At 70.7% G+C, this 21,984-nt stretch carries 24 protein-coding genes; 7 read left to right on the top strand and 17 right to left on the bottom strand.

Annotated features, from left to right (window positions below; genetic code table 11):
* The 10 genes from HV824_RS27455 to plsX form a co-directional block, all read right to left on the bottom strand.
* Nucleotides 1-608, bottom strand: a 608-nt coding sequence (locus HV824_RS27455; protein ID WP_176424606.1) for a riboflavin synthase, incomplete at its 3' end; no start/stop codon positions are given.
* Nucleotides 609-659: 51 nt separating this feature from the next.
* Nucleotides 660-1,823 carry a bifunctional diaminohydroxyphosphoribosylaminopyrimidine deaminase/5-amino-6-(5-phosphoribosylamino)uracil reductase RibD gene (ribD, locus tag HV824_RS27450; protein WP_176424605.1) on the bottom strand — a complete coding sequence of 388 codons (1,164 nt, stop codon included), beginning with the start codon at nt 1,821-1,823 and terminating at the stop codon, nt 660-662.
* Between the two features lie 9 nt (nt 1,824-1,832).
* The gene (gene nrdR / locus HV824_RS27445; RefSeq protein WP_176424604.1) at nt 1,833-2,339 is read right to left on the bottom strand and encodes a transcriptional regulator NrdR; all 507 of its coding nucleotides are present in this window, start codon (nt 2,337-2,339) and stop codon (nt 1,833-1,835) included.
* A gap of 21 nt (nt 2,340-2,360) precedes the next feature.
* Complete coding sequence (gene glyA, locus HV824_RS27440) at nt 2,361-3,617, bottom strand: serine hydroxymethyltransferase (RefSeq protein ID WP_176420402.1); 1,257 nt, start codon at nt 3,615-3,617, stop codon at nt 2,361-2,363.
* Between the two features lie 36 nt (nt 3,618-3,653).
* A complete protein-coding gene (gene rpiB / locus HV824_RS27435) occupies nt 3,654-4,097 on the bottom strand; it encodes a ribose 5-phosphate isomerase B (protein WP_163782128.1) in 444 nt (147 codons plus the stop codon).
* A gap of 20 nt (nt 4,098-4,117) precedes the next feature.
* A complete protein-coding gene (fabF, locus tag HV824_RS27430; RefSeq protein WP_176410815.1) occupies nt 4,118-5,371 on the bottom strand; it encodes a beta-ketoacyl-ACP synthase II in 1,254 nt (417 codons plus the stop codon).
* A gap of 84 nt (nt 5,372-5,455) precedes the next feature.
* Nucleotides 5,456-5,698: an acyl carrier protein gene (acpP, locus tag HV824_RS27425; protein WP_090495523.1), complete on the bottom strand. Its 243-nt coding sequence runs from the start codon at nt 5,696-5,698 to the stop codon at nt 5,456-5,458.
* Between the two features lie 104 nt (nt 5,699-5,802).
* Entirely contained in the window at nt 5,803-6,552 is a 750-nt protein-coding gene (fabG, locus tag HV824_RS27420) for a 3-oxoacyl-[acyl-carrier-protein] reductase (RefSeq protein ID WP_176420400.1), read from the bottom strand.
* Entirely contained in the window at nt 6,549-7,490 is a 942-nt protein-coding gene (gene fabD, locus HV824_RS27415) for an ACP S-malonyltransferase (protein WP_176424603.1), read from the bottom strand. Before fabD ends, fabG begins: the two co-directional genes overlap by 4 nt.
* A gap of 40 nt (nt 7,491-7,530) precedes the next feature.
* Nucleotides 7,531-8,592 (bottom strand): phosphate acyltransferase PlsX, encoded by a 1,062-nt coding sequence (gene plsX, locus HV824_RS27410; RefSeq protein ID WP_176420396.1) that lies wholly within the window; start codon nt 8,590-8,592, stop codon nt 7,531-7,533.
* 445 nt (nt 8,593-9,037) lie between these two features.
* Between plsX and rpmF the strand changes: the two genes are divergently transcribed.
* Nucleotides 9,038-9,226, top strand: a complete 189-nt coding sequence (rpmF, locus tag HV824_RS27405; RefSeq protein WP_011554760.1) for a 50S ribosomal protein L32 — start codon at nt 9,038-9,040, stop codon at nt 9,224-9,226.
* 132 nt (nt 9,227-9,358) lie between these two features.
* Here the strand turns inward: rpmF and HV824_RS27400 are convergent, their stop codons facing one another.
* On the bottom strand, nt 9,359-9,961 hold the full coding sequence (locus tag HV824_RS27400) for a DUF177 domain-containing protein (protein WP_176410817.1): 603 nt from the start codon (nt 9,959-9,961) through the stop codon (nt 9,359-9,361).
* 163 nt (nt 9,962-10,124) lie between these two features.
* Between HV824_RS27400 and HV824_RS27395 the strand changes: the two genes are divergently transcribed.
* The 6 genes from HV824_RS27395 to HV824_RS27370 are packed head-to-tail and all read left to right on the top strand — an operon-like array spanning nt 10,125 to nt 15,155.
* Nucleotides 10,125-11,060 carry a hypothetical protein gene (locus tag HV824_RS27395; RefSeq protein ID WP_176410818.1) on the top strand — a complete coding sequence of 312 codons (936 nt, stop codon included), beginning with the start codon at nt 10,125-10,127 and terminating at the stop codon, nt 11,058-11,060.
* Nucleotides 11,057-11,560: a hypothetical protein gene (locus tag HV824_RS27390; RefSeq protein WP_176410819.1), complete on the top strand. Its 504-nt coding sequence runs from the start codon at nt 11,057-11,059 to the stop codon at nt 11,558-11,560. Before HV824_RS27395 ends, HV824_RS27390 begins: the two co-directional genes overlap by 4 nt.
* A gap of 25 nt (nt 11,561-11,585) precedes the next feature.
* Complete coding sequence (locus tag HV824_RS27385) at nt 11,586-12,266, top strand: response regulator (protein ID WP_176410820.1); 681 nt, start codon at nt 11,586-11,588, stop codon at nt 12,264-12,266.
* Between the two features lie 13 nt (nt 12,267-12,279).
* Nucleotides 12,280-13,644 carry a cell wall metabolism sensor histidine kinase WalK gene (locus HV824_RS27380; RefSeq protein WP_176424602.1) on the top strand — a complete coding sequence of 455 codons (1,365 nt, stop codon included), beginning with the start codon at nt 12,280-12,282 and terminating at the stop codon, nt 13,642-13,644.
* Nucleotides 13,645-13,656: 12 nt separating this feature from the next.
* Nucleotides 13,657-14,601, top strand: a complete 945-nt coding sequence (locus HV824_RS27375; protein WP_163782148.1) for a metallophosphoesterase — start codon at nt 13,657-13,659, stop codon at nt 14,599-14,601.
* Nucleotides 14,602-14,660: 59 nt separating this feature from the next.
* The gene (locus tag HV824_RS27370; protein ID WP_176410822.1) at nt 14,661-15,155 is read left to right on the top strand and encodes a histidine phosphatase family protein; all 495 of its coding nucleotides are present in this window, start codon (nt 14,661-14,663) and stop codon (nt 15,153-15,155) included.
* A gap of 6 nt (nt 15,156-15,161) precedes the next feature.
* Here HV824_RS27370 and HV824_RS27365 read toward each other — a convergent pair whose 3' ends face one another.
* The 6 genes from HV824_RS27365 to HV824_RS27340 all read right to left on the bottom strand — a co-directional run.
* Nucleotides 15,162-15,617, bottom strand: a complete 456-nt coding sequence (locus HV824_RS27365; RefSeq protein ID WP_176410823.1) for a DUF1634 domain-containing protein — start codon at nt 15,615-15,617, stop codon at nt 15,162-15,164.
* Nucleotides 15,614-16,456, bottom strand: coding sequence for a sulfite exporter TauE/SafE family protein (locus tag HV824_RS27360; RefSeq protein ID WP_176410824.1), 843 nt, complete (start codon nt 16,454-16,456; stop codon nt 15,614-15,616). Before HV824_RS27360 ends, HV824_RS27365 begins: the two co-directional genes overlap by 4 nt.
* Before the next feature lie 96 nt (nt 16,457-16,552).
* Nucleotides 16,553-17,293 (bottom strand): carbonic anhydrase, encoded by a 741-nt coding sequence (locus HV824_RS27355; RefSeq protein ID WP_176410825.1) that lies wholly within the window; start codon nt 17,291-17,293, stop codon nt 16,553-16,555.
* Nucleotides 17,290-18,837: a SulP family inorganic anion transporter gene (locus HV824_RS27350; RefSeq protein WP_176410826.1), complete on the bottom strand. Its 1,548-nt coding sequence runs from the start codon at nt 18,835-18,837 to the stop codon at nt 17,290-17,292. The genes HV824_RS27355 and HV824_RS27350 overlap by 4 nt, the downstream gene beginning before the upstream one ends.
* Before the next feature lie 206 nt (nt 18,838-19,043).
* On the bottom strand, nt 19,044-20,387 hold the full coding sequence (locus tag HV824_RS27345; RefSeq protein ID WP_176410827.1) for a sigma-54 dependent transcriptional regulator: 1,344 nt from the start codon (nt 20,385-20,387) through the stop codon (nt 19,044-19,046).
* A partial coding sequence (locus tag HV824_RS27340) for a PAS domain-containing sensor histidine kinase (protein WP_255208382.1) occupies nt 20,384-21,984 on the bottom strand: 1,601 nt, incomplete at its 5' end. The genes HV824_RS27340 and HV824_RS27345, both read right to left, overlap by 4 nt.

Below are 21,984 nucleotides of genomic sequence, written 5' to 3'. Positions count from 1 at the left end.
CCCCCGGGCGCCCCCGGGCCCCGCTGGAGCGCGAACAGCCGCGCCACGTACTTCCCTATCTGGTCCGCCTCCAGGTTCACCTTCGCCCCCACACCCCGCGCCTTCAAGGTGGTGCGCTCCTGCGTCTCCGGGATGAGCTGCACCCGGAACCGGTCCGCCTCCAGCGTGTTGACGGTGAGGCTGATGCCGTCAATGGCCACAGAGCCCTTCTCGATGAAGTACGGCGCCAGCGCCTCCGGCAGCCGGAACCCCATCACCCAGGAGCCGCCCTCCGGGTACGTCTCCAGCACCTCACTGACGGCGTCCACGTGGCCTGAGACCAGGTGCCCGCCCAGCCGGTCCCCCAGCGCCAGGGCCCGCTCCAGGTTCACCCGGTCTCCCGGCTTCACGGCGCAGAGCGTCGTCCGCCGCAGCGTCTCCGGCGCGGCCTGCACGCGGAAGCTGTCGCCCGTGCGCTCCACCACCGTGAGGCAGGCGCCGTTGACGGCAATCGACTCGCCCAGCTCGAAGGCCGCCGCGCCCAGCGAAGTGTGAATCCACAGGTCGGTCATCCCGCCGGGGATGACACGCTCCACCCTGCCGAGGTCCTGAATGAGGCCGGTAAACATGGGGCCGCTTATAACGGACCCGCCCCGCCCGCGCCCACGGCCGCTCGTGTCCTACAGCAGCGCCTGGAGCAGGATGTCGTCGCCGTGGCGTTCGAAGGTGAGGTCCTTCACCGCCAGGGCCTGGGCCATCTCCTTCACGCCCAGGTCGCCGGCCCAGGACAGGCCCGGGCTGCCAATCAGCTTGGGCGCCAGGAAGAGCGACAGCGAGTCCGCCAGGTGCCCGCGCAGGAAGGAGCCGTACAGCTCCGCGCCGCCCTCCACCATGACGTGGTTGTGGCCCCCCTTCGCCAGCCGCCGCAGCAGGGCCTTGAGGTCCACCTGCCCCGCCTTCTGACGCAGCTGCCAGACGTCCACGCCCTGGGCCAGGAAGCGCCGCGCCTTGCGGCCCTCCGGGTCCTCCAGCGTGGCCACCACGGTGGGCGCCGCGCTGCGCTGCGTGAAGACGGTGTGGCCCGGAGACAGGCGCAGGTGGCTGTCCACCACCACGCGCAGCGGGTCCTTCCCGCCGCCTCCGGGCAGCCGCGTGGTCAGCTTCGGGTCGTCCTTCCGGACGGTGTTGGCGCCCACCAGGATGACGTCCACCGAGTCACGCAGCCGGTGGACCCAGGCGCGCGCCGGCGCCCCCGTCACCCAGCGCGAGTCACCGGTGGCGGTGGCCAGCTTTCCGTCCAGCGTCACCGCCGCCTTGAGCGTCACCCACGGCAGGCCGGTGCGAATCACCTTGAAGAAGGGCCGGTTGAGGCGGTCCGCATCCTCCGCGAGCACGCCCGTGAGGACCTTCAGGCCGGCGCGCCGCATCCGCGCCACGCCCTTGCCGCTCACCTTCGGGTTGGGGTCCGCCGACGCGCAGATGACGCGCCGGACGCCCGCCTCGATGATGGCCATGCTGCACGGCGGGGTGCGCCCGTAGTGGTCGCACGGCTCCAGCGTGGTGTAGAGGTCCGCGCCCTTCGCGCGCGCGCCGGCGGCCTCCAACGCCACGACCTCCGCGTGCGCGGTGCCCGCCTTCTTGTGGTAGCCGCGGGCGATGATGCGCCCGCCCTTCACCAGCACCGCGCCCACGACGGGGTTGGGGCTGGTACGGCCCAGGCCCTTGGCGGCTTCCTCCAGCGCGATGCGCATGAAGAACTCAGCCACCGCCCGGTCGAAGTCCGCCGCGCGCTTCGCCCGGGGCGCCCGGGTCGCTTCCAACCTTGCCCGTGTCAGCAGCCGCATGTGCTTCCTCTAACCGCCCTTGTCCACCGGTGCCGTGGGCGGCGCCTGGCGCTGCTCGCGCGCCTCCGCCTCGCGCAGGGCCTTCAGCTCGTCCATGAACTCCGCGATGTCGCGGAAGCTGCGGTACACAGACGCGAAGCGGACATAGGCCACCTCGTCCAGTTGCCGCAGCCGGCGCATGATCTCCTCGCCGATGACGGACGAGGGCACTTCCTTCTCGCCCATGCCCTGCAGCTGCCGCTCGATGGCGACCACCGTCTCCTCGAGATGGTCCGCGGACACGGGTCGCTTCTCACAGGCCTTCTTCAGCCCGTTGACGATCTTCTCCCGGTCGAACGCCTCGCGCCGCCCGTCCTTCTTCACGATGAGCGGATAGAGCTCCTCCACCCGCTCATACGTGGTGAAGCGGCGCTTGCAGGCCAGGCACTCGCGGCGCCGCCGGATGACGGAGCCCTCGTGTGACTCGCGGGAGTCGATGACCTTGTTCTCGGCGTCCTGACAGAAGGGGCAGCGCATGGAAGGGGACGGCCCGCCAGCCTACTTCAACCGCGAGGCGTAGAGCGGGAATCCCTGTGAGAGCTCCTTCACCTGCCCCTTGATGCGGGCCAGCGCGGCGTCGTCCTGCGCGGCGTCCAGCGCCTCGCCGATGAGCCGCCCCACCACCGCCATCTCCGCCTCGCGCATGCCGCGCGTGGTGATGGCCGGCGTGCCCACCCGGACGCCGGACGTGGTCATCGGCTTCTCCGGGTCGAACGGAATCATGTTCTTGTTCACGGTGATGCCGGCCTTGCCGAGCACCTCTTCGGCCACCTTGCCCGTGAGCTTCTTGGGGCGCAGGTCCACCAGCATCAGGTGGTTGTCCGTGCCGCCGGACGTCAGCCGCAGGCCGGCGCGCAGGAGCGCCTCCGCCAGCGCCTTCGCGTTGGCGACCGTCTGCCGCTGGTACGCCTTGAACTCCGGCGACAGCGCCTCCTTGAAGGCCACCGCCTTGCCAGCGATGACGTGCATCAGCGGGCCGCCCTGGATGCCGGGGAAGATCTGGCTGTTGATGCTCTTGGCGTATTGCTCGCGGCTCAGCACCAGGCCGCCGCGCGGGCCACGCAGCGTCTTGTGCGTGGTGCTGGTGACGATGTCCGCCACCGGCACCGGCGAGGGATGCACACCCGCGGCCACCAGGCCGGCGATGTGCGCCATGTCCACCAGCATGGCCGCGCCCACCGCGTCGGCGATCTCACGGAACTTCGCGAAGTCCAGCGTGCGAGGGTACGCGCTGGCGCCCACGACGATGACCTTCGGCTTGTGCTCCCTGGCCAGCGACTCCACCTGCGCGAAGTCGATGGTCTCCGTGTCACGCGTCAGGCCGTAGTGGACGACCTTGTAGAGCTTGCCGGAGAAGTTGAACGTGGCGCCGTGGGTGAGGTGGCCGCCGGAGTTGAGGTCCAGCGACAGCATGGTGTCGCCCGGCTTCATCAGCGCCATGAAGGCGCCCATGTTGGCCTGGCTGCCGGAGTGCGCCTGCACGTTGACCGCGTCCGCGCCGAACAAGTCCCGGGCGCGGGCGATGGCCAGACTCTCCGCGACGTCCACCACCTCGCAGCCGCCGTAGTAGCGCTTGCCGGGGTAGCCCTCCGCGTACTTGTTGGTGAGCACCGAGCCCACCGCCTCCATCACCGCCGGAGAGACGAAGTTCTCCGAAGCGATGAGCTCCAGCCCCTCCTCCTGGCGCTGGGTCTCCTCGCGGAGGACGCGGGCAATCTCCGGGTCCACTTCGGCCAGCGTACGGATGTTCTCCATGGCGGATTCCCTCGAACGACGGGTACGGCGGGGCCGTTAGCCCTGGGACTCGGCCTCGCGAATCATCTGGACGCGCCGCTCGTGGCGGCCGCCTTCGAAAGCAGTGCTGAGGAACGCCTCCAGGATGGCGCGGCCCACGCCGGCCCCCACCACGCGCTGGCCCAGGCACAGCACGTTGGCGTCATTGTGGGCCCGGGCCATACGGGCCTCGAACTCCGTGGTGCACAGGGCCGCCCGGATGCCCTGGTGCTTGTTGGCGACGATGCTCATGCCAATACCGGTGCCACACACCAGCACGCCCAGGGTGGCCTGCCCGGACGCCACGGCGCGGGACACCCGCGCGGCGAAGTCCGGATAGTCCACCGAGTCCCGCGTGACGGGACCCACGTCTTCGTGGGCCACGCCCCGCGCGGTGAGCGCCGACACCAGCTCCTGCCGGAGCTCCAGGCCCGCGTGGTCTGAAGCGAGGATGACTTTCACGCGGGGTTCTCCTGGGACGGCTAGAAGCGCTTGAACACCAGCACGGCGTTGGTGCCGCCGAAGCCAAACGAGTTGCTCATCACCGCGTCCACCCGGGCCTCACGCGCCTGGTTGGGCACGTAGTCCAGGTCGCAGTCCGGGTCGGGCGACGTCTGGTTGATGGTGGGCGGCAGGAGGTTGCGCGTCAGCGCCAGCGCGCTGACCACGGCCTCGAAGCCCCCCGCCGCGCCGAGCATGTGGCCCGTCATCGACTTGGTCGACGACACGGCGACCTTGCGCGCGTGGTCCCCGAACACCGCCTTGATGGCCTTCGTCTCATTCGCGTCGTTGAACGGCGTCGAGGTGCCGTGGGCGTTGATGTAGCCCACGTCCTCCGGGTTCATCCCCGCGGATTGGAGCGCCAGCCGCATGCAGCGCGCCGCGCCCTCGCCCTCCGGGGCCGGTTGGGTGACGTGGTACGCGTCCGAGTTGGCGCCGTACCCCACCACCTCCGCCAGGATGTTGGCGCCGCGCTTCTTCGCGGCCTCCATCTCCTCGAGCACCAGGATGCCCGCGCCCTCGCCCATGACGAAGCCGTCACGCTCCTTGTCGAAGGGACGGCTGGCCCCGGCCGGATCATCATTGCGCGTGGACAGCGCCTTCATCACCGAGAAGCCACCCAGCCCCAGCGGGGTGATGGCCGCCTCGGCGCCGCCGGCGATGACCGCGTCCGTCTCACCCAAGCGGATGGACTTCCAGGCCTCGCCAATGGCGTGGGCGCTGGTGGCGCACGCGGACACCGGCGCCCAGTTCGGCCCCTTGCAGTTGTACCGCATGGAGATGAGGCCCGGCGCCATGTTGATGATCATCTGGATGATGAAGAAGGGCGACAACCGGTCGAACCCCTTCTCCAACCCCTTGCGGTGCTGCTCTTCCAGCGAAGAGATACCGCCGATACCCGAGCCGACGATGACGCCGACCTTCTCGGGGATGTAGCCGTGCGGCTTGTCTGGACCGACGGGTAGCCCTGACTCCTCCACCGCCATCTGCGCGGCGGCGAGCGAGAACTGCGCATACAGGTCCATCCGGCGCACTTCGCGCTTCTCGATGAACTTCTCGGGCTCGAAGTCCTTCACCTCACCCGCGATGCGCGTGTCGATCTTCCCAACGTCAAAGCGCGTGACCTGGGCAATACCCGACGTGCCGGCGATCAACGCCTGCCAGTTCTTCTCGGTTCCGGTTCCCAGAGCCGAAACGAGCCCGGTTCCGGTGACGACGACTCGACGTTGTGACACGGTCCTCTCCGGTGGCGCCTGGGACACCGGGGACGCCGCGCATCACGCGGCGTCGCCCCGCACCCCGGCACGCCGTGGTGCTACCTACTTCTTGTGGGTGTTGATGTAGTTGGTGGCGTCGGCGACGGTCTTGATGTTCTCCGCCTCTTCGTCGGGAATCTCGACCTCGAACTCCTCTTCCATCGCCATGACGAGCTCCACGATGTCGAGGCTGTCCGCGCCCAGGTCCTCGATGAAGGAGGACTCCGGCTTGATCTCATCCTCTCCGACACCGAGCTGGTCGGCGATGATGGACTTGACCTTGGCCTCAATGGTTGACGTCGACATAAGTGTAGAACCCTCCAGGAACCAGATGTGGCCCGGCTGGCTTCCCGGACCATGTCGAAAGCGGGCGCGGTATATCCCACGCCCGGCGGCAATCCAACCGTGGGTTACATGTACATGCCGCCGTTGACCTTCAGGACCTCGCCGGTGATGTAGGACGCGGCGTCCCCGGCCAGGAAGACGACGGCGCCGGCGACCTCTTCTGGATTGCCCAGCCGCCCCAGGGGGATGCCCTCCAGCATCTTCTGGCGCATCTCGTCATTGATCTGATGCGTCATGTCCGTCCCGATGAAGCCGGGGGACACGGCGTTGACGCGGATGTTCCGGCTGGACAGCTCGCGGGCCACGGACTTCGTCAGGCCAATGAGCCCCGCCTTGGACGCCGAGTAGGCCGCCTGACCGCCGTTGCCCATCTCCCCCACCACGGAGGTGATGTTGATGATGGCGCCGCCCTTCTGCTTCATCATGGGCCTGCTGGCGGCGCGGATGAGCGAGAAGGCGCCCTTGAGGTTGGTGTCCAGCTGCTTGTCCCAGTCCTCGTCCTTCACCCGCATCACCAAGCCGTCCACCGCGACGCCCGCGTTGTTGACGAGCACGTCCAGCCGGCCGTGGCCCTTGACGATGCCGTCCACGGCGCTGGCGCAGGCGGCGCTGTCGGACACGTCGAAGCGAATGGCCTCCGCCTTGGCGCCCTCCGCCTGGAGCAGGGCCACCGTCTCCTGGGCCGCCGCTTCATTGCCCGCATAGCTGATGACCACGGTGGAGGCCCCCGCCTTGGCGAAGGCCACCGCGCACGCCCGGCCGATGCCGCGCGAGCCACCCGTCACGAGCACGACCTTGTCCTTGAAGCCGCTCATGGTGCCACCCCCAGTGCCGCGAGCGCCTTGTCCAGGCTCGCGGAGTCCTCGACGTTGAACAGCTCGATGTCCTTGGTGATGCGCTTGACCAGCCCCACCAGCACCTTGCCCGGCCCCAGCTCGATGATGCGGGTGACGCCTTCGGCCTTCAGCGCCTCCACGCACTCAATCCAGCGCACCGGCGAGCTCACCTGCTCCAGGAGCAGCGGCACCACCCGCGACGCGTCCGCGTTGGGCCGGGCCTCCACGTTGGTCACCACCGGCACGGACGGCGCGGACACCGGGATGCGGCCCAGCACCTCCGCCAGCCGGGGCTGCACCGGCGACATCAGCGCGCAGTGGAAGGGGGCGGACACCGGCAGGGCCATCACTCGCCTGGCGCCGGCCTCCTTGCACTTCACCCCGGCGCGCTCCACCGCCGCGGCGTCACCGGCGATGACCGTCTGCTCGGGCGAGTTGTAGTTCGCCGGCGACACCACCTGCCCCTCGGCCGCCGCGTCGCAGGCCGCCTTCACCTTCTCCGGCACCAGGCCCAGCACCGCGGCCATGGCGCCCACGCCCGCGGGCACCGCCTCCTGCATGAAGGTGCCCCGCGCGCGCACCGCCCGGGCCGCGTCGCCCAGGTCCATGGAGCCCGCGGCCACCAGCGCCGAGTACTCGCCCAGCGAGTGCCCCGCCACGAAGGACGGCGCCGGCCCCCGCTTCGCGAACACCGCGTGCGCCGCCAGCGACACCGTGAGGATGGCCGGCTGGGTGTTGGCCGTGAGCTTCAAGGCCTCGTCCGGGCCCTCGAAGCAGAGGGTGGAGAGCTTCTCCCCCAGGGCGGCGTCGACCGCGTCGAACACGGCCCGGGCCTCGGGGAACTTTTCATACAGGTCCTTGCCCATCCCCACGGCCTGGCTGCCCTGCCCGGGGAACACGAACGCGACCTTCGACATGCGGACTCTGCCTCCTCTTCAGCGGCCGGGGCCGCAGCCTCTAATCGGAAACGCCCGCGTCTGTCGCCCTTTTTCCCTTCGGGTGGGTCGGAAGCCACGCCCCCGCGCGTTCGATGCAACGCGTCAACTCCGCCTGCACGCCGCCCTCCGCCATGGCCAGCGCCGCGCCCAGCGCGTTGAAGAGGGCCCGGGGCGTGGAGCGCCCATGCGCGACGATGCCCACCCCCTGGATGCCCAGCAGGGGCGCCCCGCCGTATTCGGCGTAGTCCACCACCCGGCGCAGCCCGGCCAGCGCGGGCTGGAGCAGCATCGCCCCCACCTTCTCCGCCAGCCCTCCGCGCCGCTCGATGGCCTGCCGCAGCAGGCCAATGACGCCCATGCCCACGCCCTCGGATGTCTTCAGGACGACGTTTCCGGTGAAGCCGTCCGTCACCACCACCTGCACCTCGCCGGAGAAGAGGTCCTTGCCCTCCACGTAACCCACGAAGTCCAGATCCGAGCGCCGCAGCAGCTCGCTGGCCTCCCGGGTGAGCGGCGTCCCCTTGGAGGACTCCTCTCCATTGGAGAGCACGGCCACCCGGGGCCGGGCCACGCCCATGCGCGCGCGCACGTAGGCCTCTCCCATGACGGCGAACTGGGCCAGGTGCGACGGGCGGCAGTCCACGTTGGCGCCCGCGTCCAGCAACAGGCAGCGACCGCCGCCCTTGAGCGCGGGGAAGAGCGCGGCGATGGCCGGACGCTCCACGCCCGGCAGCCGCCCCAGCGAGAGCAGCCCCCCGGCCATGACGGCGCCGGAGTTGCCCGCCGAGACGAGCGCCTCCGCCCGGCCGTCCCGCACCAGCTCGAAGCCCACCCGGAGGGAGGAGTCCCGCTTGCGGCGGAAGGCGGCCGAGGCGTGCTCGTCCATCTCCACGACCTCCGAGGCGTGGTGGACCTGGAGGTTGGCCGGAGGCCTCAGCTTGCCCAGCAGGGGCGCCACCTTCGCCTCGTCGCCCACCAGGAGCACCTCATGGCCGGGGTGGGCCCGCGCGAAGAGCACCCCACCCTCCACGGGGGCGGCGGGCGCGTGATCGCCGCCCATGGCATCCAGCACCAGCCTCATCCCCACCCTCTCCTTGCCCGCCAGGCGTCCCGGCGGCTGTTGGTGTCGGTATCCCACCCGCCGGGGGGCGGGCGGCGCGCAGCACAGCAGGAACCCTCCAGGGGGGCAACGACTGGCTGACACGCCCTGGGGCGTGGCCAGAAGAATGGCGCCTGTGCCATGGGCGTTGTCACCGGGCACCGTCCGGGATAGACGGTGCCCGGGAGATATCGGGCCCTCCCGCGTTGCCGCATTGACTCGGGGGCTTCGAGCCGCTAGGGTCCGCCGCCTTCCGAAGCCGGACATGGAGTACGGGAGCCTTCGTGCGACCGCCCCAGGCCGGCTTCGAGCAGAGAGAGTGTTGCGCACGGAGCCGGGGACCCCGGCACAGCGCGAAAGACTTTGGACTCAACCGGTCCGGACCGGCGCGAACGCTCCGGGTCGGAGTCGAATATAGAGGTGAGCCGTGGGTGTCCCCAAGAAGCGTACTTCGAAGATGCGTCGTGACCGCCGTCGTGCGGCCAACAACAACCTGCGGAGCGCCGTGCAGGTGACCAAGTGCCCGAACTGCAAGGAGCCGGTGATGCCTCACCGCGCCTGCACGTCCTGTGGCCAGTACAAGGGCCGTGAAGTCGTGGCTCAGGCCGAGGCCTGACGCACTGCCGAAGACAGCGCCCTCCCCGGGTGCTGTGAAACACGACGGGCCGCGCCTCCATCCCGTGGAGGCCGCGGCCCTTGTCGTTTCCGGGGCCCCCCTCACGAGGCGGCCCCGCGCTCCAGGCGCACTTCAGTTGCTGAGCTTGATGTTCTTCAGCGGCGCCAGCCGCGGGTCCACGGGCCGGGTGTCACAGGCGCAGGCGACGTCGTTGCGGTTCGCGCCGCACTGCGAGCACAGGCCCTTGCAGTCGTCCCGGCACACGGCGCTCATCGGCAGGGCCAGCAGGAGCTGCTCGCGAACGATGGGGTCCAGGTTGATGACCTTCCCGTCGAACAGCTCCTGATCCGCGTCGTCCAGCCCGAAGGAGCCGCCAGACTCTCCCTGGCTGCGCTCCTTCTTCTCCATGGCCTTCTCGTCGTCATCCTTGAAGTCGTCGCCCCGGGCCAGCGACTCAGGCACCAGGTTGAGCGTGAATTCCACGGGGACCTTCGTGGCCACGTCGGTGAGGCAGCGCTTGCAGGGGCTGGTGACGTCCACCGTGAAGCGCCCCTCCAGCAGCACGCCGCCGCCCAGCTTGCGCAGCGACGCCTTCAATGTCGCCGGGGCCGTGGCCCGGAATCCGGTATCCTCGCCGGAGGCCGCGCCTCCCAGCGTCTCACCGAGCAGCTCGAGATTGACGGGCTCCTCGAGCTTCAGCCCTGCGTCCTTGATTTGATCAACCTTTACGAGCATTTACGCTGCTTCCAGGCAAAAAGGGGCGCGCAACATAGAGGGCGGCCCCTCCAGCGTCAACACGCCCTCGTGCAACACCGCCACGAAGATGTCACCGCGCCGTCACCCCCGATGGGCCGGCCTTCGTGGATTCTCTCAATAACGTTTTGATAGGTTCGAATCGATGCACGGACACGGCTGGCGGTTGCGCGGGTGGGCCCTCCTCCTGGTGCTGGGCCTGGGTGCCCGACCGGGCTGGAGCCGGCCCCTCTTTCCTGCGCCTGTTCTCTCGCAGCTCGGCCCGGCCAGTCCGGCCATCACCGAGGCCCGTGAGCAGTTCGACCAGGGTGACTTCGAAGCGGCGCGGCGCACCCTCCTGGAAGGCCTGGACGCGCCGGACCTGACGGATGATCAACTGGTGGAGATGTACCGCCTGCTGGGCCTGACGGGCCTCTACCTGGGGGACGAGCCCCAGGCACGCGACGCCTACGAGAAGCTGCTCCAGGCCCGGCCGGACTATGAGCTCCCCCGCAGCTCCCCGCCCAAGGTGCGCGCGCTCTACGCCCGCATCCGCGAGGACATCAAGAGCCGGCGCGTCCGCCCCGTCACCCTGGACGTGGACCCCATTCCTGATCCGCCGGGTGGCGAGCCCGTCGTCGTGGAGGCCGCCATCCAGGACCTGGCGCTGGGCGCCCGCGCGCGCCTCTTCTACCGGCGCGTGGGTGACGAGGCCTACAGCTCGGTGGACTTCGCGCGTGAGCGAGGCCCCGACGGCCGCCCCCGCGAGCGCTACCGCGCGGTGCTGCCGGCCTACGAGGTGCCCACCGAGGCCGAGGCCTACGAGATGGAGTACTACTTCGAGGTCGCGGACGCGGCGCAGCGCCGGCTCGCGGGCCGGGGGGACTCCTTCCAGCCGCTCATCTTCCAGGTGGCGCCCCAGGCCGTGCGCGCCAGCGCCGCCGACGCCGCGACCTCCCGCCCCTGGTACAAGAGCCCCTGGCTCTGGGTGGGCGTGGGCGCGGTGGCCATTGGCGCCACCGCCGGCATCGTGGCGTTGACCTCCTCCGAGGAGCGAGGCCGCGTCCCCATCACCATCCGCGTGGAGCCCCCCGTCCCATGAGCCTGCGCCTCCTGTCCGCGCTGTTGCTGATCGGCCTTGCCGCGTGTGGCCCCGACGCCGAGCCCGCCGGCCGCTTTCCGCTCGCCCTGACGATGGAGCGCGCGGTGGCCAACGACGTCCAGGCCCTGCAGGTGGCCGTGGTGACGCGGGGCTCCAGCCGCAGCTGCACCGAGCTTCAGCGCACGTGCCTGGGCACCCAGGTGCGGCGTGACGACCTGGTGGCGCTGAAGGACGCCCAGGGCCGCGAGGGCCGGGTCCTCCGCTTCCCGGTGGACCTGGCGACCCTCCAGTCGGGTGGAAGCCTGGAGCTGGCGGTGGACGTGCCGGTGGGCCGAGATTACGCGCTCGTCATCGAGGCCATCACCACGGGGACCCCGCCCGGCTTCCTGGGGAGCTCCTGCAACTACCTCCGGGAGGTCAACGCGGGCGACAACGCCCCGGTGATTGCCGCGCCCCTGACGCTGACCGGTGGAGATTGCAATCCGTCCATCGCGCCATGAGCGCGGCCGGACTCAAGAGGACTTCATGTCGCGCATCCTGATTATCGAGGACGAGCAGGACCTGGCGGGCCTCGTCGACTACAACCTGCGGGCCGCGGGCTTCGAAACGGAGACGGCCAGCACCGGCGCGGGCGGGCTCGCCAAGGCGCGCGCGCAGCCGCCGGACCTGGTGCTGCTGGACTTGATGCTGCCGGACGTGGCGGGCAGCGAGGTGCTGCGCATGCTCAAGACGGACACCGAGCTGCGCAAGGCGTCCGTCATCATCGTCAGCGCGAAGGGCCAGGAGACCGACCGGGTGCAGGGCCTGGAGCTGGGCGCGGATGACTACGTGGTGAAGCCCTTCTCCGTCCGGGAGCTCCTGCTGCGCGTCAAGGCCGTGCTGCGCCGGGCGGACGCGGAGGACGGACCCGCCGCGGTGCTCGCCTCCGGCGACATCAGCCTGGACACCACCCGCCACCAGGTGCGCGTGAAGGGCGAAGAGGTCCTCCTCACCGCGCTGGAGTTCCGCCTGCTGCGCACGCTGCTGGAGCGCTCGGACCGGGTGCAGACGCGCGAGGTGCTGCTGTCGGACGTCTGGGGCATCCAGGCGGAGATTCACACCCGCACCGTGGACACGCACATCAAGCGGCTGCGCGAGAAGCTGGGCCCCGCCGGAGACATCATCGAGACGGTGCGCGGCGTGGGCTACAAGCTCAGCCCCGCGTAAGGCCGCCCCGCCCATGCCCCTGCGCGCAACGCTCCTCCCGCTCCTGCTGCCCGCCGTCGTCGTCGCGACGCTCGTCGCCCTCCTCGACGGGCCGAAGGAGGTCGTCGCCGCGGCGCTCGTCGCGCTCGCCGGCTCCCTCATGTCCCTGGGCGTGAGCCGCGGAACACTGCAGCGGCAGCTCGACCTGCTGGCCCGCCACACCCGGGACCGCGCCGAGGGCGGCCCCCCCACCTCGGCCCCCGTCGTCCCCGAGCGGCTGGACGAGGTGGCCGGCCTCGAGGGCGCCATCGACTCGCTGCACGCCCAGCTGTCCGCGCGAAACACGGTGCTCCACCAAGACGCGCGCACCCTCACCGCCGTGCTGGACGGCATGGCGGAGGGCATCTGGGTGACGGACGACGAGGGCACGGTGGTGCGCCACAACGACGCCCTCCGGGCCATGCTGGATTCCACGAGCAACCCGCTCACTGGCCAGCGCCCCCTGGCGCTCATCCGGAACGAGGCGCTGCACGACGCCGTGATGCGCGCCTGCCGGGAGAGCGCGTCCAGCCACCTGGAGCTCACGCTGGACGGCCTCTTCCCGCGCACGCTCTCCATCCGGGTGACACCGCTGGCCAAGGATTTGCCGGGCAGCGCCGCCGTCTTCCACGACGTCACCGAGCTGCGCCGGCTGGAGAAGGTGCGCAAGGACTTCGTGGCCAACGTGTCGCACGAGCTGCGCACGCCGATTACCGCCGTCCGCGGCTACGCGGAGACGCTCCAGGGCGGCGCCCTCAATGACCCCGTCATGGCGCCGAAGATGGTGGAAATCATCCACCGCCAGTCCGAACGCCTGTCCGAGCTGGTCGAGGACCTGCTGGAGCTGTCCCGCCTGGAGGCGCGCGAGGTGAGCCTGAAGCTCGCCCACGTCACCCTGGCCGACGCCGCCGCCCGCGCCGCCGACACCGTGCGCCCCAAGGCCGAGAGCAAGGGCCAGGTCGTCTCACTCCATGTCCCCCAAGGGCTGCTCGCGGTGGGAGACTCCCGGGCCGTGGAGCAGGTGCTGCTCAACCTGCTGGACAACGCGGTGAAGTACACGCCCGCGGGTGGCCGGGTGGAGGTTTACGGCGCGTACGAGCAAGGCCGCTGCGTGGTGCGGGTGAAGGACACGGGGGTGGGCATCGAGCCCAAGCACCTGTCGCGCATCTTCGAGCGCTTCTACCGGGTGGACAAGGGCCGCAGCCGGGACATGGGCGGTACCGGCCTGGGGCTGTCCATCGTCAAGCACCTGCTGCAGGCCATGGATGGCGAGGTCAAGGTGGAGAGCCAACCCAACGAGGGGAGCACCTTCACCATTTTTCTGCCCCTGGCGGCTTCATCGAGCGCGGCGACAGGGTAGGATGGAAGCACCATGCGGGTCGCCATCCTCGCGGACATCCACGGCAATCTTCCTGCCTGCGAGGCCGTCCTCGAGGACATCGCGCGCTCTGTGGCGCCCGACTACATCGTCGCGGCCGGTGACCTGGCGCTGCGTGGCGCCCATCCCCGGGAGACGGTGGACCTGCTCTTCGACCGGTGTGACTCCATCCTGATGGGCAACACCGACTGCTACCTGGCGGGCAACTACCTGGGCGGCGCCTACCGGGAGAAGGACCACTGGAAGACGGAGCTGCTGCGCTGGACGCGGGACCAGCTGGGCGGCGCGCTGCTGGAGAAGCTGGGCGCCCTGCCCTTCTCCGTGCGCTACACGCCGCGCAAGGGCCAGGACCTCTTCGTCTGCCACGCCAACCCGCGCAACCTCGAGGAGTCGCTGGACCCCACGCTGGATGACGTCGCGGTGCGCCGCTTCTTCAGCCACCTGGACGCGGCGGCCTGCGCCTTCGGGCACCTGCACTTCCCCTACCGCCGCCGCGTGGGCCGCATGCTCATCGCGGACGTGGCCAGCGCGGGCATCCCCCGGGACGGAGACTTGCGCCCCGCCTACGGCGTCTTCACCTTCACGCCCAAGGGCTGGCGGGTGCAGATTCGCCGGGTGCGCTACCCGGTGCGCAAGGCCACCCAGGCCCTCACCGCGCGCCGCGTCCCCGGCGGGCCGCTGCTGGTCCACAAGCTGGTGGAGGCGCGCTACCGCCACCACAACGCGCTGCTGGAGGCCGCGCGGCGGCACTCCGGGCTGCCGCCGCCGGGCCCGGTGCTCCGTCCGCCGCCGGGGGCCGCCTCGCGCGCCGCGGCCACGCCCATGGACAGTCGCCCCGCCCCGGAGGTCGACCCCGCCTCGTTGCCCACGGACATGGACGGCACCGTGACGGGCGCGGCGCCGCTGCCCCCGGACGCGCTCAACGATTTTGAAGGGTAGACGTTGTCGCCAGTCCGTTGCTTGCGCGAGGCCGCCGGGGGTGATTCACGGCGCTCACCATGTCTTCACGCGAGCTGCCGCTGCTGTTCATCCGCCACGCCGTCGCGGAGGACTCTCACGTCCTGGGCGATGAGGCGCGCGCCCTCACCCCGGAAGGCCGCGCCGCCTTCCGCCACCACGCACGCAAGCTGGCACGCCTCACGCCCCTGCGCGGCATCATCACCAGTCCGCTGGTGCGCGCCGTCCAGACGGCGGAGCTGCTCGCCGAGGCCTTCGGCGTGTCCGGCGTGGAGGTCCACCCCGCCCTGCTGCCCCAGCGCGGCGCGCACAAGCGCATCGTCGACCTGGGCCGCGAGCGCGGCGCGGGCTGGGCCCTGGTGGGCCACAACCCCTCGCTGGAGCGCGCGGCCATTCGCGCCCTGGAGCATGAGCTGCCGGACAAGCTGCGCAAGGGCGCGGCGCTGGCGCTCCATCCCCTGAAGAACGGCGGCTTCACGCTCGCGTGGTGGGCCACGCAGGGCAAGCCCGTGAAGCGGCCCGGCGACCTGCGCTGACGCGCCTCAGTGCACCGCGCCCAGCAGGAAGGACAGGATGAGCATGGCCAGCACCGTGGCGGTGATGCCCATGTAGAGCCGGTCCTTCTGCTGGCGGAAGATGAGCAGCGACAGGGCCACCCGCATCACCGGCACGGCCATCATCACCAACAGCCCCGCCATGACGAACGCCTGGCCCCGGGCGGCCAGCGCCCCCGTCACGACGTCCCCCAGCGTGTGCGGCACCGGGTGCGGTGAGGTGAGGCGCTGCAAGGCCTCGGATGAGACGAGGTAGTCCGGGTGGCGGAAGAACGTCACGACGGTGCCCAGCGTCACCAGCGCCAGGCTGGCGGCCACGCCGTACCGCAGCAGGTCGCTGATGAGCAGCTCCGGCTGGAGCAGCGAGGCGTCCTCGCCGTCGTCCTGCACCGCCACGGTGGCGGCCTCGGGGCTCCGCGGCTCCGGCTTCGGGGCCTCGCTCATGGCGCCCACCCCTTGCGCAGCATCTCGAAGGACACCCACAGCAGCACGCCCACGAAGAGCGCGCGCAGCCACGTGCTGTTCACCCGGGCCATCAGGTGACGTGAGCCCAGCCAGGCGCCCAGCGTGACGCCCACGCACACCGGCCCCGCGATGAACGGGTCGATGTTGCCGCGCGCGAAGTAGACGCCCGCGCTGGCCGCCGCCGTCACGCCAATCATGAAGTTGCTGGTGGCCGTGGACACCTTCAGCGGCAACCGCATGGTCAGGTCCATGGCCGGCACCTTGAGCGCGCCCGAGCCGATGCCCAGCATGCCGCTCACCGTGCCCGCCACGTACATCAGCCCCAGGCCCGCCAGCGGCCGCGTGACGCGGTAGGGCACCTCCCGGCCCCGCGACTCGTCCCAGTAGCTGCCGTGCAGCGCCAGCCGGTCCGCCAGCGCGTCCGCGGGCACCGGGGCCTCGTCGCGCGCTCGCATCCGCCGCAGCATCACCAGCGCCGACCCCGCCATGACGCAGCCAAAGACGAGGTACACGCCGCGCCCACCCACCAGCCCGGACATGAACGCGCCGCTGAGCGCGCCGGCCGTGGTCGCCAGCTCCAGGAACATGGCCACGCGGGTGTTGGCCATCCGGTCGCGGACGTAGGCCGCCGCCGCGCCGCTGGACGTGGCGATGACGGAGACGATGGACGCCCCCACCGCGTACTGGATGTCCACTTTCAGGAGCAGCGTGAGCACGGGAATCAGGATGAGCCCGCCGCCAATACCCAGCAGCGAGCCCAGCAGTCCCGCGCCCACGGAGAACCCCAGGACGACAATCATGAAGAGGAAGGGAGTCATTGAAGCCGCGCCCCATCCTCTCCCCCTCACCGGCCTTTGGCCACCAGGAGAATGGCTCCATTCGAGCCGCTCCCCTGGTCGCCTGCTTCCTGCGGGCTATTGCGCGCTGGCCGCCACCGCCGGGCGCTGAGCACCGTTGCCGCTGGCGAGCGCGCCGTGGTCGTGGGTGTCCGTGCCCAGCTCGCGCAGCAGGGCCTCGCCCACCAGTTCGTCCATGGGGACGAAGCGGCCCAGCGCCGGGCGCCAGGCGTGGACCTGCGCCGTGCCAATGTCGAACCACCAGCCGTGCAGCCGCAGGGTGCCCGCGTCCAGCCGCGCCTTCACCCACGGATAGCTGGAGATGTGCTCCATCTGCAGCAGCACGTTGTTCTGGGACAGGCGGTCGTAGTCCGACCGGCCCTCACCCAGCTTCGGGTTCGCCTCCATCCGCTGGAGCGCGGCCTTGCCGTGCTCGAGCCAGCCGCTGAGGTTCGGGTTCTCGGGCCCCACGCCGCCAGCGAGGACGGCCTTCATCGCGCCGCAGCTCGAGTGGCCGCACACGACGATGTCCTCCACCGGCAGGTTGCGGAGCGAGAACTCCAGCGCGGCCGCCTCGGACTGGTCGCCCGTGGACTGCCCCTTGGAGTCCGACGGCGGCACCATGTTGCCGACGTTGCGGACCACGAACAGGTCACCCGGGTCCGTGGACACGAGCAGGTTGGGCACCACGCGGCTGTCCGCGCAGGCGATGAAGAGGCAATCCGGCTTCTGCCCCTGCGCCAGCAGCGCGAACTTCTCCCGGTGTTTGGACCGGGCGTTGAGCTGAAAGTCCAACAGACCGCGGATGAGCTTCCTCACTGCGCACCTCCAGAGACAAGCGAGTTGTGATTGGGACCTTCGACGACCGCGGGGCTGCTCGACTTCACCGTGCCCTTGCGGCTCCAGACATCCTCGAGCGACTCGGTGAACACCGTGCCCCCCGTCTTGCGATGCGTGTCGCACCAGCTCTCCAGGGCTTCGTGCCCGGAGTGGTCCAGCGTCTGCACGGCCAGGTCCAGCTCTACCTTGGAGCCCGAAGGAACCTGCGCCAGCGCGACGGACAGCCTGGGGACACCGACGAACGTCAGCGCGCCCGAGATTCGCACCAGATAGGACGCGTCCGCCTGCGGGTGCACGTCCACCTTGACGCTGCCCAGGTGCCACAGCAGGCGCAGCACCGCGAACGCCAGGCCCATGCCGATACCGGCCAGCAGGTTGACGCCCACCACGCCGGCCACCGTCACCAGGTACACGGCCAGCTCGCCGCGCTTATGGAGCTCACGGATGTGGTGCACGTTCACCAGCTTCGCGCCGACGAAGACGAGCAGACCCGCCAGCACCGTGAGGGGAACGAGCCCCGCCACCGAGCCGAGCAGCGTGATGAACAGGAGCAGCCACACGCCGTGCAGCGTGCCCGACAGCCGCGTCTTCGCGCCGGCGGTGATGTTGGTGGCGCTGCGGACGATGACGCCGGTGATGGGCAGGCCGCCCGCCAGCCCCGAAAGCGTGTTCGCCAGGCCCTGCCCGAAGAGCTCCTTGTCCAGGTTCGCACGGGGGCCCGTGTGCATCTTGTCCGTGGCCACCGCGCTCAAGAGCGACTCCGCGCTCGCGACCAGCGCCAGCGACAGCACCGCCGTGCCGAAGGCCACCCAGTCACCCTTGGGGAAGGTGGGCAGCTGGATGCTGGAGAGGATGTTCTCCGGCAGCTCCACCCGCGCCACGTCCGCGCTGAGGAAGGTCGCCGCCGCGGTGGCGCCCACCACGGCCACGAGCGGGCCGGGGACCTTCTTCAGCTTCCCGGGAACGAACTGCCACGCAACCATCAGGCCGAGGGTCAGCAGGCCCAGCAGCGTCGCGGCGCCATGCAGGTCCGCGATCTGCCCCGGCAGCTCCTTCACGTTCTGCCACGCGCTCGACTGGGGCGCGCCACCCATCACGATGTGGACCTGCCCCAGGACGATGAGGATGCCGATACCGGCCATCATCCCGTGGATGACGGCGGGGGAGATGGCCAGCGCGCCGCGCGCCACCTTCAGCCCACCGAGAATCATCTGAAGCACGCCCGCGACGGCCACCGCCGCGCACGTCATTGCCAGCCCCATCTGCTGGATGAAGCCGAACACCATCACCGCGAGGCCGGCCGCGGGACCGCTCACCTGGAGGGGCACGCCGCCGAACAGCCCCACCACGATGCCGCCAATCACACCCGCGATGAGCCCGCTGACGATGGGCGCGCCCGAAGCCAGCGCGATACCCATGCACAACGGCAACGCCACCAGGAACACCACCAGGGAGGCAGGCAGGTCCGCGCCTAGCGTCTTCCAGGGGGAAGCAGCGCTCTCAGGACTCTTCGAAGTCGACATCACACCTCCACACAAGTCGCCGCGACTGCCGCGCGCGCAGAATCACGTGGAGGCCCTCCGCAAAGAGCGTGCCGTCCCTCTTCCACCGGGCTCAGAGGGAGTGCAATTCGATTGCGGCTGGGAATATGAAAGCGATTTTAAGTCCCGGACCCGGACTTAAAATTCCTTGAGGTCACGGGCCTCAAGAATCTTGAAGTGCCCCGCGCCTACTCCTCCTCGAGCCGGCGGAGGAAGGTGGGATAGGAGAGCCCCAGCACCCGGGCGGCCTCCATGCGGCGCCCCTCCAGGCGGGCGAGGACGTGCCGGACGTACAACCGCTCCACGTCCTGCAAGGACCGCGGAGCGCCGGGGACGACGAAGGCGTCGGGGTCCACGGCGGGCGGGCCGCTGGCGCCTTGCGGCTCCAGGGAAGCGAGCTCCAGCTCGGGTCCAGCCTCCAGCACCAGGGCCCGCTCAAGCACGTTGCGCAGCTCACGGACGTTGCCGGGGAACGGGTAGCGCTCCAGCCGGGCCTGAGCCGCGCTGGAGAACCCCACGGGCCGGCGCCCCAGCTCGGCGCACAGCTCCGCCACCAGGGACTGCGCCAGGGGCAGCAGGTCCTCGCGGCGCTCGCGCAGCGGCGGAATGTCCACCCGGAACACGCTCAGGCGGAAGTAGAGGTCCTCGCGGAAGCGGCCCTCGGCGACCTCCTTCGTCAGGTCGCGGTTGGTGGCCGTCACCACGCGCGCGCTGCTGCTCAGCTCGGCGGTTCCGCCCAGGCGGCGGAAGGCGCCCTTGTCCAGGAAGGTGAGCAGCTTTGCCTGGAGCTGCAGGGGCAGCTCGCCCACCTCGTCCAGGAAGAGCACGCCGCCCGCGGCCACCTCCACCAGGCCGCGGCGGGCGGTGCGCGCGTCGGTGAAGGCGCCGCGCTCATGGCCGAAGAGCTCGCTCTCCACCATGGTGGCGGGCAGCGCGGCGCAGTTGACGTGGACGAACGAGCCCTGCCCGCCCTGCAGCGCGTGCAGGTGGCGCGCGATGACCTCCTTGCCCACGCCCGTCTCGCCCAGCAGCAGCACCGGGCTGCGCGGCGCCTTGGCGATGCGCTCCAGCATCTGCAGCGCGGCGAGCATCTTCGGCGAGTGCGGCCGCGACAGGCGCCGCCTTCCGCCCAGCTCGCTCTCCGCCTGACGCAGCCGCTCCTGGAGCTGCAGGTCCGCGGCGGCGCGGCGCGCGCGCAGCACCAGGTCATCCAGCTCCACCGGCTTGGACAGGTAGTCGCGCGCGCCCGCCTGGATGGCCTCCACCGCGCTGGCGATGTCGCCGTGCGCCGTCACCATCAGCACGGGTGTGTCCGGGAGCTGGGCGCGCAGCTCCGGCAGGAAGTCGATGCCGTCCCCATCCGGCAGGCGCCGGTCCAACACCACCAGGTCCGGCGCCTCGCGGGACATGGCCGCGCGCGCGTCATGGAGCGAATGCGCCAACGTGACGCGGAAGCCCTCGTGGCGCAGCACGGAGGCCGCCAGCGAGGCGAAGGTCCGGTCGTCATCCACCAGCAGCAGATAGGTGCTCATCTGGCCACCTCCAACGGAAGGCGCAGCGTGAAGCGGCTCCCCAACGGACTCCGGACATAGTTCAGACTGCCACCATGGGCTTCGACGGAGGCCCGCGCCATGGGCAGCCCCAGCCCCACGCCCTTGGCCCGCCCGGTGGCGAAAGGCTCCCACAACCTGGGCTCGAGCCGCGGGTCCACGCCGCCCGCATTGTCCTCCACCACGAGCACGGCGTCATGGTCGTCCCGCGTCAGACGCACGCTCACCCAGGGTGCCAGCTGCATCCCCGTGTCCTTCGCCACCGCGCCCGCCTCCACCGCGTTGCGGAGCAGGTTGTCGATGGCGGACACCAGCAGCGCGGCATCCCCCTGGACCCACAGGGACTCCTCCAGGGACGTCGTCAGCGCCACGGCCTCTGACTCCGGAAGCAGCTTCACGCCCTGGAGCGCGTCCTGCACCAGCAGGTGCACCTCGCAGCTGCGGCGCAGCGCGGCACGAGGCGCCCCGAAGGAAAGCAGCGAGCGCGCCAGATGGCTCAGGCGCTCCACCTGCGAGCGCAGCGCGCCCACGGGCAGCTCGCTGCCCGCGGGGGTGTGCCGGAGCACGGACAGCGCGGCCTGGATGCCGTTGAGGGCGTTCTTCACCTCATGTGCGATGAGCGAGGCCGCCGTCCCCAGCGCGGCCATGGTCTCCTGGCGTCTGAGCCGCTCCTCGGCCCCCAGCAGCGAACGGTAGGAGTGCCGCAGCAGGAGGATGAAGATGATGAGCGTGCTGCTCAGCAGGGCGATGTGGAACGCCAGCTGCCGCAGGAAGCGCGCCCGCAGGCCCGCGGTGGCCGTCTCCTCCTCCAGGACGACGAACAGCAGGTCGCTCTTCCCCACCCACGCGCCCGCGCCCAGCATCTGCTTGCCATCCAGCGTCAGCGGACCCGGCATGTCCGCCAGCGCGCGCAGCCGCCCCGTGGTGTCCCCGGCGCCCAGCGTGAGCCCCAGCGGCATCAACAGCTGCCCGTGGTCATCCATCAGCACCAGCGACGTCTGGGCGGTGGGCCGCGTGGGCAGCGCGCTGGCGCGGAGCTCTCCCAACAGCACGCCCTTGACGCGGCCCTCTTGGAGCATGGGGACGGCGACCACGATGGGCCCCCCCTCCCCTTCCAGCAGGTCGATCTCCGGCTGGCGCCCCTCCACCATCCTGCGAAACCAGGGTCGCAGCGTCAGCGGCGAGCGCCCCAGCGGCATGTCCGGAGGGTCGCTCCAGACGCGCTCGCCGGCGGGCGTCAGCAGGGCCACGCCTTCCGAGAAGAGGGTCGAATGAGAGAAGGCGCTCTCCAGCAGGGCCAGCTCCGCCGGGGAGACGCCGTTTTCGGGATACAGCGCGGGGTGCCCGGCCACGCGGGCCAGCTCCGCCTCCAACAGCCCCAGGTGGACGCCCAGCGCCTCCGACTGCACCTGCGCCTGGTTGAGTAGCCGGCTCAGCAGCTCCTCGCGCGCGTTGCGCACATCCTCCACGTAGCCCAGCACGGGGCTCGTCAGCGCCACCAGCCCCACCAGCCCCAGGCCGACGAGCGCGGAGCGCCCCCCGCGCCGCTGCGCGTGGGCCAGCTCGCCGGGCGTGGGAG

Origin of the sequence: Myxococcus sp. AM009, from assembly GCF_013372605.1 — a bacterium.
Lineage (GTDB): Bacteria > Myxococcota > Myxococcia > Myxococcales > Myxococcaceae > Myxococcus > Myxococcus vastator.
The sequence above is the reverse complement of the archived record's forward strand: the minus strand, read 5'-3'. Positions and strand labels throughout refer to the sequence as shown.